Source organism: Sphingopyxis sp. GW821-FHT12C06 (assembly GCF_058807415.1).
This window is the reverse complement of the sequence record NZ_JBXAQR010000004.1, coordinates 177,708-192,653: the sequence shown is the minus strand read 5'-3', so window position 1 is coordinate 192,653 and position 14,946 is coordinate 177,708. Positions and strand designations below refer to the sequence as shown.

The following is a 14,946-nucleotide window of genomic DNA, read 5'->3' as shown; positions in this document are numbered from 1 at the left end:
AAGCCCTGCTTGACGGATCGGCCCGCGACACGCAGCATCGGGCCCATGACAGCATTTGACGACTGGCGCGCGCGCTCTCCCTTCTACGATGAAACCCACGAAGCGCTGGCGCAAAGCGTCCGCCGTTTCGTCGCACGCGAGATCGCGCCGCATATCGACCGCTGGGAGGCCGAGGGCGAACTGCCGCGCGACCTGCACAAAAAGGCCGCCGAAGCGGGCATCTTGGGGTTGCGCTATCCCGAAGAATATGGCGGGCATTCCGAAGGCTTCGACAATTTTCACGGGCTGGTGTTGACCGAGGAACTGGCGGCGGTCGGTGCGGGCGGACTCGGCGCGTCGCTGATGACCCACGGCATCGGCCTGCCCCCGGTGCTCGCGCTCGGCTCCGACGAACTGAAACAGCGTATCGCCCCGCCCGTCCTCGCAGGCGACAGGATCATCGCGCTCGGCATCACCGAGGCCGGTGGCGGCAGCGACGTCGCCAACCTCAAGACCACCGCGATCAAGGACGGCGACGATTATGTCGTCAACGGCGGCAAGATGTTCATCACGTCGGGGATGCGCGCCGACTGGCTGACCTGCGCGGTGCGCACCGGCGGGCCGGGCGCGGCGGGGATCTCGCTGCTGCTGATCGACATGGACAGCCCCGGGGTCGAACGCACGCGGCTCGACAAAATGGGCTGGCGGTGCAGCGACACCGCCGCGATTCACTTCGGCGATGTCCGCGTCCCCGCCGAAAATCTGATCGGCCCCGAAAATGGCGGCTTCATCGGCATCATGCGCAATTTCAACAGCGAACGGCTCGGCATGGCGATGGGTTGCTGCGCTTATGCCCGCGTTGCAATGGCCGAAGCAGCCGAATGGGCGCAGAACCGCGAGACCTTCGGCAAACCGCTCGTCGGCCACCAGTCGATCCGCATCAAGCTCGCCGACATGGAGCGCCAGATCGAGGCGACGCAGGCATGGGTCGACCTCGCCGCATGGCAGGTCAAAACCGGATGCGCCCGCCCCGCCGACTTCGCGATGCTGAAGGTGCAGGCGACGCGGATGCTCGAGGCCGTCGCACGCGAGGCGGCGCAGGTGCTGGGCGGCGCGTCCTATATCACCGGCAGCAAGGTCGAGCGCATCTACCGCGAAGTCCGCGTCAACGCGATAGGTGGCGGCAGCGAGGAAATCATGCTCGATCTGGCCGGACGGCAGTTGTTCGGAGGCGGAAAGAAATGACCGAGATCACCCACAGTTGGCCCGCTGAGGCCGAACCCCTCCTCCCCGACCTCGTCGAGCTGCGCCGCGCGATTCACCGCGAGCCCGAGCTGGGGCTGCAAAACCCCAAGACGCTCGCGAAGATCAAGGAGGCCCTCGCCGGGCTGCCGCTCGAGTTTCGCGAGGGGCCGTCGACCACCGGGCTCGTCGCAGTCCTGCGCGGGCCCGCGAACGGACGCACCGTCTTGCTGCGCGGCGACATGGATGCGCTGCCTTTGCTCGAAGACACCGGGCTCGACTTCAGCTCCGAAACCACCGGCGCGATGCACGCGTGCGGGCATGACACCCATGTCGCGATGCTCGTCGGTGCGGCGAAATTGCTGTGCGCGGCGCAGGACCGCCTGCCCGGCACGGTGATGTTCATGTTCCAGCCGGGCGAGGAGGGACATCATGGCGCGCGCTTCATGCTCGATGACGGCCTCCTCGATCCGCTGCCCGACGCGGCCTTCGCGCTCCACATCATGCCCAATGCACCGCACGGTATTTTCGCGGGGCGCGCCGGGGCGCTGCTGGCGTCGTCCGATGTGCTGAGCGTGACGGTCAAGGGCGCGGGCGGCCACGCCTCGATGCCGCAGGACAGCATCGACCCGATCCCCGTCGCGTGCGAAATCGTCGGCGCGATCCAGACGATGATCACCCGCAAGATTTCGGTGTTCGATCCCGCCGTGGTGACGATCGCGAAGATCGCGGCCGGGACGACGAACAATATCATCCCCGAGATCGCCGAAATGCAGGGCACGATCCGCACCCTCAGCGCCAACCAGCGCGCGAAGGTCGCGCGCGAATTGAAGCGCCTGATCCCCGCGATCGCCGAAGCCCATGGCTGCACCGCCGAGGTGGTGATCACCGAGGGCTTTCCGGTCACGGTGTGCGACAGCCGCGCGGTCGCCTTCGGTCAGGGCGTCGTCGAGGACCAGTTCGGCGAGGATGCCTGGCTGTCGATGGAGCATCCGGTGATGGGAGCGGAGGATTTCGCCTATGTGCTGGAGAAGGTCCCCGGCGCGATGTTCTGGCTTGGCGCGAGCGAGCAAGGCAGCGACTGGCGGACATGCTGCGGCCTGCACTCGAACCATATGGTTCTCGACGAAAAGGTCATGGCGCGCGGCGCCGCGCTGCACGCCGCACTGGCCGAACGGTTTTTGAACGAAGGATTCCACGCATGATCAACATCATCGGCGCCATTATCTCGGGCCTGATCATCGGCGCGCTGGCGCGCTTTTTCTACCCCGGCGCGGTCGACATGGGGTGGATCGCGACGATATTGCTCGGCGTCGGCGGATCCTTGCTCGCGGGTTTCGTTGTCTCGCGCGGTCAGGGCGACTTCAACCGCGCGGGGTGCCTTGCATCGGTGATCGGTGCGATCGTGCTGATTCTGGTTGGGCGGCTTCTTGGTATCGGCGGCTGACGCCTATTCGATCATCGCCTCGACCGTCTCGTGCGGATATTGAATGAACTCGCGGTAGAGGCGGTAATGCGCCGTGTCTTCGAGACAGGTTGGCGCGATACCCTGAGGCGTGATCTGCCAAAGGTCGGCATCGGGCAGCGCCATCAGGATCGGCGAGTGCGTCGCCATGATGATCTGACTGTTGTTCGCCCGCTGGATACGCCGAAGCAGCTTGAGGAAGTCGAACTGGCGTGACGGCGAGAGCGCCGATTCGGGTTCGTCGAAAATATAGATGCCCTGCCGATCGGCGCGCTCTTCGAAAAAACCCAAAAAGCCTTCGCCGTGCGACCAGGACAGATAGTCGGGAGGACTAAAACCCGCATCAACGGCGGACTGATCGACATAGCGGGCGAGCGAGAAAAAGGTTTCAGCGCGAAAAAAGAAGCCGTTTCCGATCTTGGGCAACCAGGCCGCGCGCAGGGCATTCGCCAGCACGCCGCCATCCCCGCCCGATATGTCCGACCGCTCGACGGCCCGATGACCATAGCCGCCGCCGCCCTCGCTGAACCCCGCCAGCACCGCGATGGCTTCGAGCAGGGTCGATTTGCCCGATCCGTTTTCGCCCACCAATATCGTAGCGGGCCTCTCGAAGCGGATTTCGAAATCCGGATCGCCGAACAGCGGGATATTGAAAGGATAGAGCCCGCGATCAACGGCGGGCCTGTCGCTATCCGCGGTCGGGTCGGGCATCCACACCCGCCGCAAATAGGGCGGCGGAAGCTTCGTCCGCGAACCGCCCCTAGCCATGAATCACGGCACCAGCACCGTATCGACCGCCTGCGGCAGCATGTCGGGATAATCGAGCGTATAGTGCAGCCCGCGACTTTCCTTGCGGTGGAGCGCGCTACGCACGATCAGGTCGGCGCATTGGAGGAGGTTGCGCAGCTCGATGAGGTCGGTGGTGACGCGGAAATGGCCGTAATAATCCTCGACCTCATGCGTCAGCATGTTGATCCGGTGCTGCGCGCGCTCGAGCCGCTTTGTCGTGCGCACGATGCCGACATAATTCCACATGAAGCGGCGAATCTCGGTCCAGTTCTGCTTGATCACCACCTCTTCGTCCGAATCGGTCACGCGGCTCGCGTCCCACGGACGGATCGCCGGGGGGGTGTCGAGCTGGTCCCAACTCTGGATGATATGCTTCGCCGCCGCCTCGCCGAACACGAAGCATTCGAGCAGGCTGTTCGACGCAAGGCGATTGGCGCCGTGGAGCCCGCTCTCGGTGCATTCGCCCGCCGCATAAAGCCCCGGAAGATCGGTCCGTCCGTCAAGGTCGATCAGCACTCCGCCGCACGTATAATGCTGCGCGGGCACGACCGGGATCGGCCCTTTCGTCATGTCGATGCCGAGTGTCAGCAACTTTTCATGGATGTTCGGGAAATGCCCCGCGACGAATGCAGGGTCCTTGTCGCTGATATCGAGGTGGACATAATCGAGCCCCGACCGCTTGATCTGGTCGTCGTTCGCGCGCGCCACGACATCACGCGGGGCGAGTTCGGCGCGCGGGTCGTAGTCGGGCATATAGCGATGCCCGGTGACGGGGTGCTTCAATATCCCGCCCTCGCCGCGCACCGCCTCGGTGATCAGGAAATTCTTGACCTCGAGATTGTACAGGCAGGTCGGGTGGAACTGCATCATTTCCATGTTCGAGACGCGCGCGCCCGCGCGCCACGCCATCGCGATGCCGTCACCCGTCGCGCCCCTGGGGGCGGTCGAGAATTGATACACGCGCCCCGCGCCGCCGCTCGCGAGGATCGTCGCGCGGCCGACATGCGCGCGCACCTTGCCGGTCTTTTCATCGAGCGCATAGACGCCCCACACGCGCCCCGAACCCGAATAACGCTCCTCGTGCCGCCCCGTGATCAGGTCGATGCACGTCTGCCCGGGCAACAGCGTGATATTGGGATGCGCCTCGGCGGTCTTGAGCAGCGCTGCCTGCACCGCCCAGCCGGTCGCATCGTCGACATGGACGATACGGCGGTGCGAATGACCGCCCTCGCGCGTCAGGTGCAGCGCCTCGGCGTCCTTGTTGAACGGCACCCCCATCTCGACGAGACGTTCGATCGCGTGCGGAGCGTTTTCGACGACGAATTCGACCGTCTCGCGCCGGTTCAAACCCGCGCCCGCGACCATCGTGTCATCGATGTGATTTTCGAACGTGTCGCCGGCATCGAGCACCGCGGCGATCCCGCCCTGCGCCCAGGCGGTCGACCCGCCGGTCAGATTGCCCTTGGCGAGCACCAGCACACGGCAATGGTCGGCGAGCGCGATGGCGGCGGTGAGGCCCGCAGCGCCCGAGCCGACGATGACGACGTCGTGCTGGCTAGTCGGTTCGGCCATGGCCCTTCCCTCTCATCCATTCGTCCCGACCTTGTCGAAGGACCGTTGTTTTTGACCGCTAAAGAAAGGACAGGGCTTCGACAATCCCGGATCGGGTCCGGGACCGAGCGGCACATAGCTATGCGCTAGCCATTCACCGCCCGCGTCAAATTCAGGAACACATCTTCCAGATCGGCTTCACGCGTCGACACATCGACGATGCCAAGTCCCATCGCATTGACCGCGGCAAGCACTTCGCCCGCGTTCATCCGGTCCTTGTTGTAGCTGATCGCCAGCCCGCGCTCGCCCTCGCGCTCGATCTTGTCGAAGGCGGGATGGTCGGGAAGCGTTACGATGTCGGCATCGAGCGTCACCACGACAACCTTTTCGCGCGCCATGTCGACCAGCTCGCGGGTCGGCTTGTTGGCGATCAGCTTGCCATGATTGATGATCGCGATCCGGTCGCACAGCTGCTCGGCTTCTTCAAGATAATGGGTCGTCAGCACGACAGTGACACCGCGGTCGTTGAGGCGCTGGACATAGTCCCACAATTGCTGGCGCAGTTCGATGTCGACTCCGGCGGTCGGCTCGTCGAGAACGATGATCGGCGGCGAATGGACCATCGCCTTGGCGACGAGCAGGCGGCGCTTCATGCCCCCCGACAGGGTGCGCGCATAGGCGTCGCGCTTGTCCGACAGATGGACCGCCGCGAGCAGTTCGTCCGAAATCCGCTTCGCCTTGGGCACGCCATACAGCCCCGCCTGATTCTCCAGCGTCTCGAAAGGCGTGAAAAAGGGGTCGAAGACGATTTCCTGCGGGACAATGCCGATCGAATATTTGGCGTTGCGCGGATCGGCGTCGATGTCGAAGCCCCAGATGCTCGCGCTGCCGCTGGTCTTGTTGACGAGTCCCGCAAGGATATTGATCAGCGTCGACTTGCCCGCCCCGTTCGGCCCGAGCAGCCCGAAAATCTGTCCGCGCGGCACGTCGAAACTGACATTGTCGAGCGCCTGTTTGCCGCCGGCATAAAGTTTGGAGACGGCGTCGATGCGAATAGCGGCTTCGGTCATGGCGCCCTCCATAGCCGCGCGCCTGCGCCTGCGAAAGACTCCATCTCCGGCATCATTTTTGCCCGGCGGCGCATTAACGCTAAATTGGAAACTTGCCGCTAGGACCAATTTTGTGAGGACCAGCCACATCATTTGCCCGCTGCCTGCGCAGCGCGGCCTCGCCGCCTTTGCGCTTTTGTTCGCGCCCGCCGCCGCTTCGCCGGCGCTGGCCCAGAACAATGCACAAGGCCAAGCCGAAGCCATCGTGCTTCGTCCGCTTTCCTTCTTCAAGGTGGGTGACCTCGATTTCGGCGACATCATCGCGTCGGGAACCGCCGGCACGGTGCGCGTCGCCCCTGATGGCGCGCGCACGCGAACCGGGGGCGCGACACTCGCGGGCAGCGGCGGCGAACCCGCGCGCTTTGCGGGACTCGGCAGCTTCAACCGCCAGGTCAATATATCGCTCGGCGCGAACAGCATCTGGATTACGGGGCCGGGCACAAGGATGCGCGTGCGCGATTTCGAGATTGGCAGCACTCCGAGCGCGATCCTCTCGACCGGACCGACGCGCTTTCGCATCACCTCGTCGCTCGGCAATTATAATTTCCCGATCGGCGCAACGCTGGAGGTCGGCGCCAATCAGGCGCCGGGCGATTACAGCGGCAGTTTCACCGTCACATTGAATTATCTCTGACAAGCAGCTCCGTGGGGGAGGACGGCACCGGGGACCACTTGCGCCTGAAAAGACGCTTGCCGGTGCCGTCATGGCCCCGTAATCTGCACATGGACACGCGCAGACCCGATTGCCGAGCCTTCGCGCGCTTGCTATGGGCGCGGTCGATGACACAGCCCGCTCCCGAAACGATCCGCACGCCCAAGACCCGCATCGCCTGCGACGGCACCGGTGACGGCCTCGCCGACGCCGCGCTCGGCCATCCGCGCGTGTGGCTCGAAATCGACACCGACGAAGGCTTTGCCGACTGCGGCTATTGCGACCGTCGCTTTGTCCTCATCGGCGGGATCGCCGACAAGGCCTGAATTCGGCAAGGCCGCACCGCGCGCGACCTGCCGACCCTCAACTATCTCCGACAGCCCCTTTGCGCGAACGCGCCGCCATGCCTATATCGCGGGTATGACAAGCCCGACCGATCCCCGCCGCTTCCTCTATCGCGCCGACGCGCTCGACCCCGATCTGGCGCAGACGCTGGCCCGCGAAGCGCTGGCCAAGGCCGACGACGGCGAGCTTTACCTGCAATATCGTGCGACCGAGAGCTTCGGCTTCGACGACGGACGGCTCAAGACCGCCGATTATTCGACCGATGCCGGCTTTGGCCTCCGCGCCGTGTCGGGCGAGATGACGGGTTTTGCCCACGCCAGTGACATCAGCGCGGGCGCGATCCGCCGCGCCGCCGAGACGCTCGCGCTGCTCGACCCCGCCAAGAATGCGCACGCCGCGCCGCCGCCGCGCACCAACCGCCACCTCTATGACGAAGCGAATCCGCTCGACCTCATCCCCTTCGCCAAGAAGGTCGCGCTCTGCCAGCAAGTCGACGCCGCCGCGCGCGCGCGCGATCCGCGCGTCGTCCAGGTGTCGGTCAGCCTCGCCGGCAGCTGGTCGGTGGTCGAAATCGTCCGCGCCGACGGCTTCCTCGCGACCGACATCCGCCCGCTCGTCCGCCTCAACGTTTCGATCGTGGTCGAGGAAAATGGCCGCCGCGAAACCGGCTATTTCGGCCTTGGCGGTCGCTATATGTATGATCATCTGTTCGAGGATGCGCAATGGAACCGCGCGATCGACGAAGCGCTGAACCAGGCACTCGTCAATCTGCGCGCCGTCGACGCGCCCGCAGGCGAATTCACTGTATTGCTCGGCCCCGGCTGGCCCGGCGTGCTACTCCACGAAGCCGTCGGCCACGGCCTCGAGGGCGATTTCAACCGCAAGGGCACCAGCGCCTTTTCGGGCCGGATCGGCGAACGCGTTGCCGCGCCCGGCGTCACCGTGGTCGATGACGGAGCGATGGAGAGCCCCGTCGGCGGCGGCCGCCGCGGATCGCTGAGCATCGACGACGAAGGCACGCCCACGGGCGAAACCATCCTGATCGAGGACGGCATCCTCAAAGGCTATATGCAGGACCGCCTCAATGCCCGCCTGATGGGCGTGGAGCCCACCGGCAACGGCCGCCGCGAAAGCTTCGCCCACGCCCCCATGCCGCGGATGACCAACACTTTCATGCGCGGCGGCAACGACGATCCCGCCGAACTGCTCAGCCGCGTCAAGAATGGCATTTTTGCCAAAAGCTTCGGCGGCGGACAGGTCGATATCGTGTCGGGCAAGTTCGTCTTCAGCTGCACCGAAGCCTATAAGATCGAAAATGGCAAAATCGGCGATCCGATCAAGGGTGCGACGCTGATTGGAGACGGCCCGAGCGTGCTCACCAAAGTGATGGGCATCGGCAACGACATGGCGATCGACGAAGGCATCGGCATTTGCGGCAAGGCGGGTCAAAGCGTCCCCGCCGGGGTCGGCCAGCCAACCTTGCTGGTCGGCGGACTGACCGTGGGTGGCACGGCCTAACCCTCAACTTGCGTCATTGCGAGCGCAGCGAAGCAACCCGGGGTATGCGTAAGCCACCCGGGATTGCGTCGCTGCACCGGCAATGGCGAAGGGCTGTGACTCGCCTCACTTGGCGTTCGGCCGCTTCGCGCATATACACCCGCCAAAGATAAGAAAAATTGGGCCGCATCATCCGCCGGGCTTCATCCCCGGCAACAGGGAGGGATTTATGCGCTCGAGTCTGTATTTCGTGTCCGTTGCCGCCGTCGCGGCGGTGCTGGCCGCCGTTCCCGGATCGGCCCAAAAGACCAACGGCCCCAAAGAACGTTATGAAATGGACGTCGCGACCATGTCGGGCTTTGCCGCGATGGCGGGCGGCGGGCGTGGTGGCCTCGGCGGGGCGATGGGCATGATGTTCGGCGGCGATCCTTCGAGCAAGGTCGCGCATAACCTGACCTTGCGCCTCGGCTCCGACCTGCCGCCAACCGCACCACCACCCAAGGGCGACCATTTTTTCGAGGCGCAGGCCAAGCTCGGCAAATCGGTGCCGCTGATCAGCCCCGAGCGCAAGCAGGGCGATTATCAGGGCGAGTTCGAACGACCGAAGGGCCGCCTTTTGCTCTATTGGGGCTGCGGCGCCAAGGCTGGGGCGGGTCAGCCGGTCGTCATCGATTTCGCCAAGGTCGCGGCGGGACAGGTGCCGCCGGGCCTGTTTTCGAGCGCGGCGCCGATCATCCGCACGGTATCGCAGACGAACAGCCGTTCCTATGCCGACTGGCCGAACGGCAAAAATGGCAAGCAGCCCGGATCGGGATCGTCGCTGCTCGGTGCGCACCGCATCGCGAGCAACTATGGCCCCGATATCAATTTCACGCTGGCGCAGGATTATATGCAGGGCCTGTCCGCGTCGAGCGCAGTCCAGGGCGACCAGTCGGTGATGCTCCGCTGGAACCAGCTGCCCAGCGCGACCGGCTATGTCGCCTGGACGATCGGCGGCATGGATCGCGGCGGCGGCGGCGGTGACATGGTGTGGTGGTCGAGCAGCAGCACGCAGCAATTCGGCGGCGGGCTGTGGGACTGGCTGCCCCCCGCGACGGTCGCGAAACTCGTCACCCAGAAAGTCGTGATGCCGCCGAGCCAAACGAGCTGCCAGATCCCCGCCGAGGTCAAGAAAGCATCGGGCGAGATGATGTTCGGCAATCTGAACGCCTTTGGGCCCGAAGCGAACTTCTCCTATCCGCCCAAGCCTGCGGGCAATGCGGTGTGGAATATCGACTGGACCGCAAAGGTCCGCTTCCGCTCGCACACGATGCTGATGATCGGTGCGGATTTCGGCGGCATGAGCGGCAGCAGCGCCGACTCGGGCGAGAGCGCGCCGGCTCCGGCCCGGAAAAAGAAGTGCAAGGGGCCACTCGGCATCCCGCTGCCCGAAGGCGCCTGCTGACTGGACGGGCCCCGAGTCAGCCGCGGTTCACACGTGCAGATGTAAGGCGGGATCAGGGATAGGGCATTGAGAAGCCAGGAGTTAAGACCATGCGTTCGTTGATCGCCGCAACCCTCACCGCTGCCGCGCTGATCGCGGCCCCGTCCGCGAGCGCCCGCGAAAAGCTCGCGCCCGAGGCGCAGCTCGAAAAGCTGCTCGAAGGCCGTGTCGCGGGCGAGCCGCAAAAATGCATCCCGCTGTCCGCCACCAACGGATCGCAGATCATCGACAAGACCGCGATCGTCTATCGCTCGGGCAGCACCCTGTGGGTCAACCGTCCGCGCAGCGGCGCCGAATCGCTCGACGATGATGATGTGCTGGTGACCAAATTGACGGGCAACCAGCTGTGCAACATCGACACCGTCGAGCTGCACGACCGGATGAGCCATATGTATTCGGGCTTCGTCTCGCTCGGCGATTTCGTACCGTATCGCCGCGCGCCGAAGGCCGACTGACGCTTGGCGGACGAGTCCGATACCGTAGTCGCTGCGCCGCCCCCCGATTGGGCGGCGCAGCTGCTGGCTTTCTGGTTCGGCGCGCATGGCCAGGACGACTGGTATGGCGGCGGACCCGATTTCGACGAAGCTGTGCGGAGGCTCGCGGGCGACTGGCACGCAGCCTTGCGTGCGCAACCCGCCGACAGCTTCCTGACCGATCCTGACACCGCGCTCGCCGCGACGATCCTGTTCGATCAGGTGCCACGCAACATTTTCCGCGGTCAAGCCGACGCCTTTGCGACCGACAGCCTTGCCCATGCGATCGCGCGCGGCATCGTCAAACAGGGTTGGGACCAGCAATGGCCCGACGAGCGGCGGCAATTCGCCTATCTGCCCTTCGAGCATAGCGAGGATATCGCCGACCAGCGCGAATCGCTGCGCCTCTTCGGTCAGCTAGCCGACCCGATGTTCCGCGATTATGCGCAAAAGCATTTCGCGATCATCGACCGCTTCGGCCGCTTCCCGCACCGCAATGCCGTGCTCGGCCGCGCGACGCGTCCCGACGAGGAAGCCGCGGTGGAGGAAGGAAAAAATTGGTGATAGGAAGCGCCGAAACCCCAGCGGAGCGTTGCTAAATGGCCGAATTCACCGATGCGCTGACCGACAAGCATATCGCCTTCATCGAAAAGCAGCCGGTCTATTTCACCGCGACCGCAGCCCCCGATGCGCGCATCAACCTGTCGCCCAAGGGCTATGCCGACAGTTTCAGGATCCTGTCCAGCAATCAGGTCGCCTATCTCGATCTCGGCGGGTCGGGCAATGAAACCCACGCGCATCTCGCCGCCGATGGCCGGATCACGATCATGTTCTGCGCCTTCGACCGCAGCGCGCTGATCCTGCGCATTTATGGCCGCGGCTGCGCGGTGCTGCCGCAAGATGCCGAATGGGGCGCGCTCGCAGCGCATTTCACCCTGATCCCGGGCACCCGTCAGATTTTTGTGATCGACGTCGACAGCGTGCAGACGAGCTGCGGCTGGGGCGTGCCGATGATGGAGCTGCAGCACGAACGCGACACGCTGCAAAAATATCACCGTCAGGCCGACCGTGATCTGTGGCTCGAAAAATTCCAGGGCCGCACGAAAAGCATCGACGGCCTGCCGACGCGCCCGACCGATCGCTTCATCGGCGGCGACGCCTGATGGCGCTCGTCGAACTGGTCCGCCTGCCCAATGGCGCCGAGGCCGAGTTGCTGCGCGGGCGGATCGAAAGCGCCGGCGTCCACGCCGTCTGCTTCGACGCGGGAATGAACATCGCCGAAAGCGTCGGGTTGATGATTCCGGTGCGCATCATGGTGCTCGACGAGGATCTCGACGAAGCGCGGGCGCTGCTTGCGGAATTTGAGAATCCCGGGAACGACTGGGCAACCGAAGCGCTTGACCGCTGAGGCCATGATCAAAGTCGCCAGTTACAATATGCGCAAGGCCATCGGGCTCGACGGCCGCCGCGACCCCGGCCGCGTGCTGTCGGTGCTCCGCGAGCTCGATGCCGATATCATTGCGTTGCAGGAGGCCGATCGCCGCTTCGGCACCCGCGCAAGCGCGATCCCGCCGCATATGTTCGAAGAGCATAGCGACTATGTCCCGGTCGATCTGCTCGGCGGGCGCCCCTATGCGATCGGCTGGCACGGCAATGCTCTGCTTGTGCGCAAGGGCGCCGAGGTCGAGGAGAGCCATGCGCTCCATCTGCCGACGCTCGAACCGCGCGGCGCGGTCGCGGCGACGGTCCGCATCGGCGACACAAGGCTCCGCGTCGTCGGGATGCATCTCGATATTTCGGGGCTGCGCCGCCGCCAGCAGGCGCGCGCGATCCTCAATCACATCGCCGAGGGCGAGACTCTGCCGACGATTTTGATGGGCGACTGCAACGAATGGCGCAATCGCGGCGGCTGCCTCCATGATTTCGGCGAGCGCCACCACATGGTCGACACCGGCCACAGCTTTCACAGCCGCCGCCCGGTCGCCAGACTCGACCGCATCTTCGCCTCGCCCAACCTTCAGCCGATCGACGCCGGCGTGCACCAAAGCGCACTCGCCGCACGCGCGTCGGACCATCTTCCGATCTGGGCGCGGTTTACCAAACCCGCGGCATAAGCTGAGTCCCCCTCCCGCCTGCGGGAGGGGGACTCATCTGCCCAAATATTAGGCAATCGCCTGCCTCACCTGCCCAGCAGGCGAAGGATCGCAGGCACCACCCCCGCTTCGCCATCGCAAAACCTCGCCTCCCGCCGCCCTCGCGCCATCTGGCACGGCTGTTGCAGTGCAACATCATGCAAGTGGCAAAAGGGGGCATCATGAAGCTGATCCTGGCGATAATTAAACCGTTCAAGCTCGACGAGGTGCGCGAAGCCCTTACCGGGCTGGGCATCACCGGCATGACCGTGACCGAGGTCAAGGGCTTCGGTCGGCAAAAGGGGCAGACCGAAATTTACCGCGGCGCCGAATATGCCACCAACATGGTGCCGAAGGTGAAGATCGAGCTCGTCTGCGACGACGGCCTGACGCCGCGTGTCGTCGAAACACTCCAGCAAAGCGCCGGCACCGGGGCGATCGGGGACGGCAAGATTTTCGTCCTCGACGTCGAACAGGCTGTGCGCATCCGCACCGGCGAGACCGGCGAGGCGGCACTCTGATGACGAAGGGGGAACATATGACGTTCGCAGATAAATTTGCGGCGACCGCCGGGGCCACGGGCCTTGCGCTGTTCGCGGCGCTGCCCGCCTGGGCACAGGAAGCGGCGCCCGCCGCGGCCGAAGCAGCAGCCAAGGGGGCTCCGGCCGTCCCCAATCCGGGCAACAATGCCTGGATGATGACCTCGACGGTGCTCGTCCTGCTGATGATCCTGCCGGGGCTCGCGCTCTTCTACGGCGGCCTGACACGCACCAAGAATATGCTGTCGACGATGACGCAGGTCGGCGCCGCCGCCTGCCTCGCGATGCTCGTCTGGGTCATGTGGGGCTATTCGATGGCCTTTGGGCCCGACACCACGATCGAGCCGCTCAAGCCCTATGTCGCCGGATTCGGCAAACTGTTCCTCGCCGGGGTCGGCGTCGACTCGACCGCCGCCACCTTCACCGACCAGGTGATCAGCGAATATGTGTTCATCTCCTTCCAGATGACCTTTGCCGCCATCACGCTGGCGCTCGTGCTGGGATCGGTGGTCGAACGGATGAAATTCTCGGCCGTTCTGGTCTTTGGCGTCATCTGGCTGACCATCGTCTATTTCCCGATCGCGCACATGGTCTGGGCAGCCGGCGGCAAATTTTTCGAAATGGGCGCGCTCGACTTCGCGGGCGGCACCGTCGTCCACATCAACGCCGGCGTCTCCGCTCTCGTCGCCTGCCTGATCCTCGGCAAGCGCATCGGCTTTCAAAAGGAAATCATGGCGCCGCATTCGCTGACCATGACGATGATCGGCACCGGGCTGCTCTGGGTGGGCTGGTTCGGCTTCAACGCCGGCTCGGCGCTCGAAGCCAATGGCTCGGCGGGTCTGGCCATGATCAACACGATGGTCGCGACCGCATCGGGTGCGCTGGCCTGGATGCTCGCGGAAAAGCTCAGCGGTCACAAGGCATCGGCCCTTGGCTTCTGCTCGGGTGTCATCGCGGGGCTGGTCGCAATCACCCCGGCGGCGGGTAACAGCGGCCCCTTCGGCGCAATCCTGCTCGGCGCGCTGGCCTCGGTCATCTGCTTCTTCGCGGTCACCAAGCTCAAGGCCAAGCTCGGCTATGACGACTCGCTCGATGCGTTCGGGATCCACGGCATCGGCGGCATGGTCGGCGCGGTCGGCACCGCCGTCACCATGCTCGCCGCGATCGGTGGCCCCGCAGGCGCCGACTATGATCTGGGCAGCCAGCTGGTGACGCAGATTCTGGCGGTCGGCACGACGATCATCTGGGCGACCATCGGTACGGCCATTGCCATCTATGCCGCCAAAGCGGTCACCGGGCTGCGCGTCTCGGCAGAGGTGGAGCGCGAAGGCCTCGACCTCGGCGAGCATGGCGAGCGTGCCTATAATTATTGACGAGACAGGATACCCGTCGCCGCACGCTCTCTCTCCTTTCAAACGGCGGCGGCGGGGTCCTACCGGGGTTCCTCCTGCGAACCACTTGGGTCGGAACGCACCATGTTCCGGCCCATTTTTTTTGCGCTTTCATGCTGCAAAAATGCTGCGCACAACCGGAACGCCAAAATCGTGAATTTAGGCCTTTTCATCAGCACATTAATATGGCATTCAGTCTGTCAAGAGTTTCAGGAGGGGAGAGCCTGAAAGGCTGGGCCGGGACGCAAGTCCCGGCCCTCTTTTTTTGCCCGTCGCGCAGCGGTTGGCAAGAAATGGCA

17 protein-coding genes are annotated in these 14,946 nt (G+C 64.7%); 14 read left to right on the top strand and 3 right to left on the bottom strand.

The window, feature by feature from the left end; translation table 11 throughout:
- Positions 1–45: 45 nt before the first annotated feature.
- The 3 genes from AC1RRJ_RS13285 to AC1RRJ_RS13275 are packed head-to-tail and all read left to right on the top strand — an operon-like array spanning position 46 to position 2,668.
- Entirely contained in the window at positions 46–1,224 is a 1,179-nt protein-coding gene (locus tag AC1RRJ_RS13285; RefSeq protein WP_493123440.1) for an acyl-CoA dehydrogenase family protein, read from the top strand.
- A complete protein-coding gene (locus tag AC1RRJ_RS13280; protein ID WP_493123438.1) occupies positions 1,221–2,426 on the top strand; it encodes a M20 metallopeptidase family protein in 1,206 nt (401 codons plus the stop codon). Before AC1RRJ_RS13285 ends, AC1RRJ_RS13280 begins: the two co-directional genes overlap by 4 nt.
- Positions 2,423–2,668, top strand: a complete 246-nt coding sequence (locus AC1RRJ_RS13275; RefSeq protein ID WP_493123436.1) for a GlsB/YeaQ/YmgE family stress response membrane protein — start codon at positions 2,423–2,425, stop codon at positions 2,666–2,668. Before AC1RRJ_RS13280 ends, AC1RRJ_RS13275 begins: the two co-directional genes overlap by 4 nt.
- A 3-nt stretch (positions 2,669–2,671) precedes the next feature.
- Here the strand turns inward: AC1RRJ_RS13275 and AC1RRJ_RS13270 are convergent, their stop codons facing one another.
- The 3 genes from AC1RRJ_RS13270 to AC1RRJ_RS13260 form a co-directional block, all read right to left on the bottom strand.
- Positions 2,672–3,397 (bottom strand): AAA family ATPase, encoded by a 726-nt coding sequence (locus AC1RRJ_RS13270; RefSeq protein ID WP_493123434.1) that lies wholly within the window; start codon positions 3,395–3,397, stop codon positions 2,672–2,674.
- A 60-nt stretch (positions 3,398–3,457) separates the two neighbouring features.
- A complete protein-coding gene (gene nadB / locus AC1RRJ_RS13265) occupies positions 3,458–5,047 on the bottom strand; it encodes an L-aspartate oxidase (protein ID WP_493123432.1) in 1,590 nt (529 codons plus the stop codon).
- A gap of 125 nt (positions 5,048–5,172) precedes the next feature.
- Positions 5,173–6,096 carry an ABC transporter ATP-binding protein gene (locus tag AC1RRJ_RS13260; protein ID WP_493123430.1) on the bottom strand — a complete coding sequence of 308 codons (924 nt, stop codon included), beginning with the start codon at positions 6,094–6,096 and terminating at the stop codon, positions 5,173–5,175.
- Between the two features lie 112 nt (positions 6,097–6,208).
- Between AC1RRJ_RS13260 and AC1RRJ_RS13255 the strand changes: the two genes are divergently transcribed.
- The 11 genes from AC1RRJ_RS13255 (at position 6,209) to AC1RRJ_RS13205 (ending at position 14,629) form a co-directional block, all read left to right on the top strand.
- Positions 6,209–6,769 (top strand): DUF4402 domain-containing protein, encoded by a 561-nt coding sequence (locus AC1RRJ_RS13255; protein ID WP_493123428.1) that lies wholly within the window; start codon positions 6,209–6,211, stop codon positions 6,767–6,769.
- A 146-nt stretch (positions 6,770–6,915) separates the two neighbouring features.
- Positions 6,916–7,113 carry a zinc-finger domain-containing protein gene (locus AC1RRJ_RS13250; protein WP_493123426.1) on the top strand — a complete coding sequence of 66 codons (198 nt, stop codon included), beginning with the start codon at positions 6,916–6,918 and terminating at the stop codon, positions 7,111–7,113.
- Positions 7,114–7,207: 94 nt separating this feature from the next.
- Complete coding sequence (tldD, locus tag AC1RRJ_RS13245; RefSeq protein WP_493123424.1) at positions 7,208–8,650, top strand: metalloprotease TldD; 1,443 nt, start codon at positions 7,208–7,210, stop codon at positions 8,648–8,650.
- Between the two features lie 208 nt (positions 8,651–8,858).
- On the top strand, positions 8,859–10,073 hold the full coding sequence (locus tag AC1RRJ_RS13240; RefSeq protein WP_493123422.1) for a hypothetical protein: 1,215 nt from the start codon (positions 8,859–8,861) through the stop codon (positions 10,071–10,073).
- Between the two features lie 89 nt (positions 10,074–10,162).
- Positions 10,163–10,567: a hypothetical protein gene (locus tag AC1RRJ_RS13235; RefSeq protein WP_493123420.1), complete on the top strand. Its 405-nt coding sequence runs from the start codon at positions 10,163–10,165 to the stop codon at positions 10,565–10,567.
- A 3-nt stretch (positions 10,568–10,570) separates the two neighbouring features.
- Positions 10,571–11,149 (top strand): DUF924 family protein, encoded by a 579-nt coding sequence (locus tag AC1RRJ_RS13230; protein ID WP_493123418.1) that lies wholly within the window; start codon positions 10,571–10,573, stop codon positions 11,147–11,149.
- Positions 11,150–11,184: 35 nt separating this feature from the next.
- Positions 11,185–11,748, top strand: a complete 564-nt coding sequence (locus AC1RRJ_RS13225) for a pyridoxamine 5'-phosphate oxidase family protein (protein ID WP_493123416.1) — start codon at positions 11,185–11,187, stop codon at positions 11,746–11,748.
- On the top strand, positions 11,748–11,993 hold the full coding sequence (locus tag AC1RRJ_RS13220) for a putative signal transducing protein (RefSeq protein WP_493123414.1): 246 nt from the start codon (positions 11,748–11,750) through the stop codon (positions 11,991–11,993). Before AC1RRJ_RS13225 ends, AC1RRJ_RS13220 begins: the two co-directional genes overlap by 1 nt.
- A 4-nt stretch (positions 11,994–11,997) precedes the next feature.
- On the top strand, positions 11,998–12,699 hold the full coding sequence (locus AC1RRJ_RS13215) for an endonuclease/exonuclease/phosphatase family protein (protein ID WP_493124134.1): 702 nt from the start codon (positions 11,998–12,000) through the stop codon (positions 12,697–12,699).
- 200 nt (positions 12,700–12,899) lie between these two features.
- Positions 12,900–13,238, top strand: a complete 339-nt coding sequence (locus AC1RRJ_RS13210) for a P-II family nitrogen regulator (RefSeq protein ID WP_088472450.1) — start codon at positions 12,900–12,902, stop codon at positions 13,236–13,238.
- Positions 13,239–13,255: 17 nt separating this feature from the next.
- Positions 13,256–14,629: an ammonium transporter gene (locus AC1RRJ_RS13205; protein ID WP_493123412.1), complete on the top strand. Its 1,374-nt coding sequence runs from the start codon at positions 13,256–13,258 to the stop codon at positions 14,627–14,629.
- Positions 14,630–14,946: the final 317 nt, after the last annotated feature.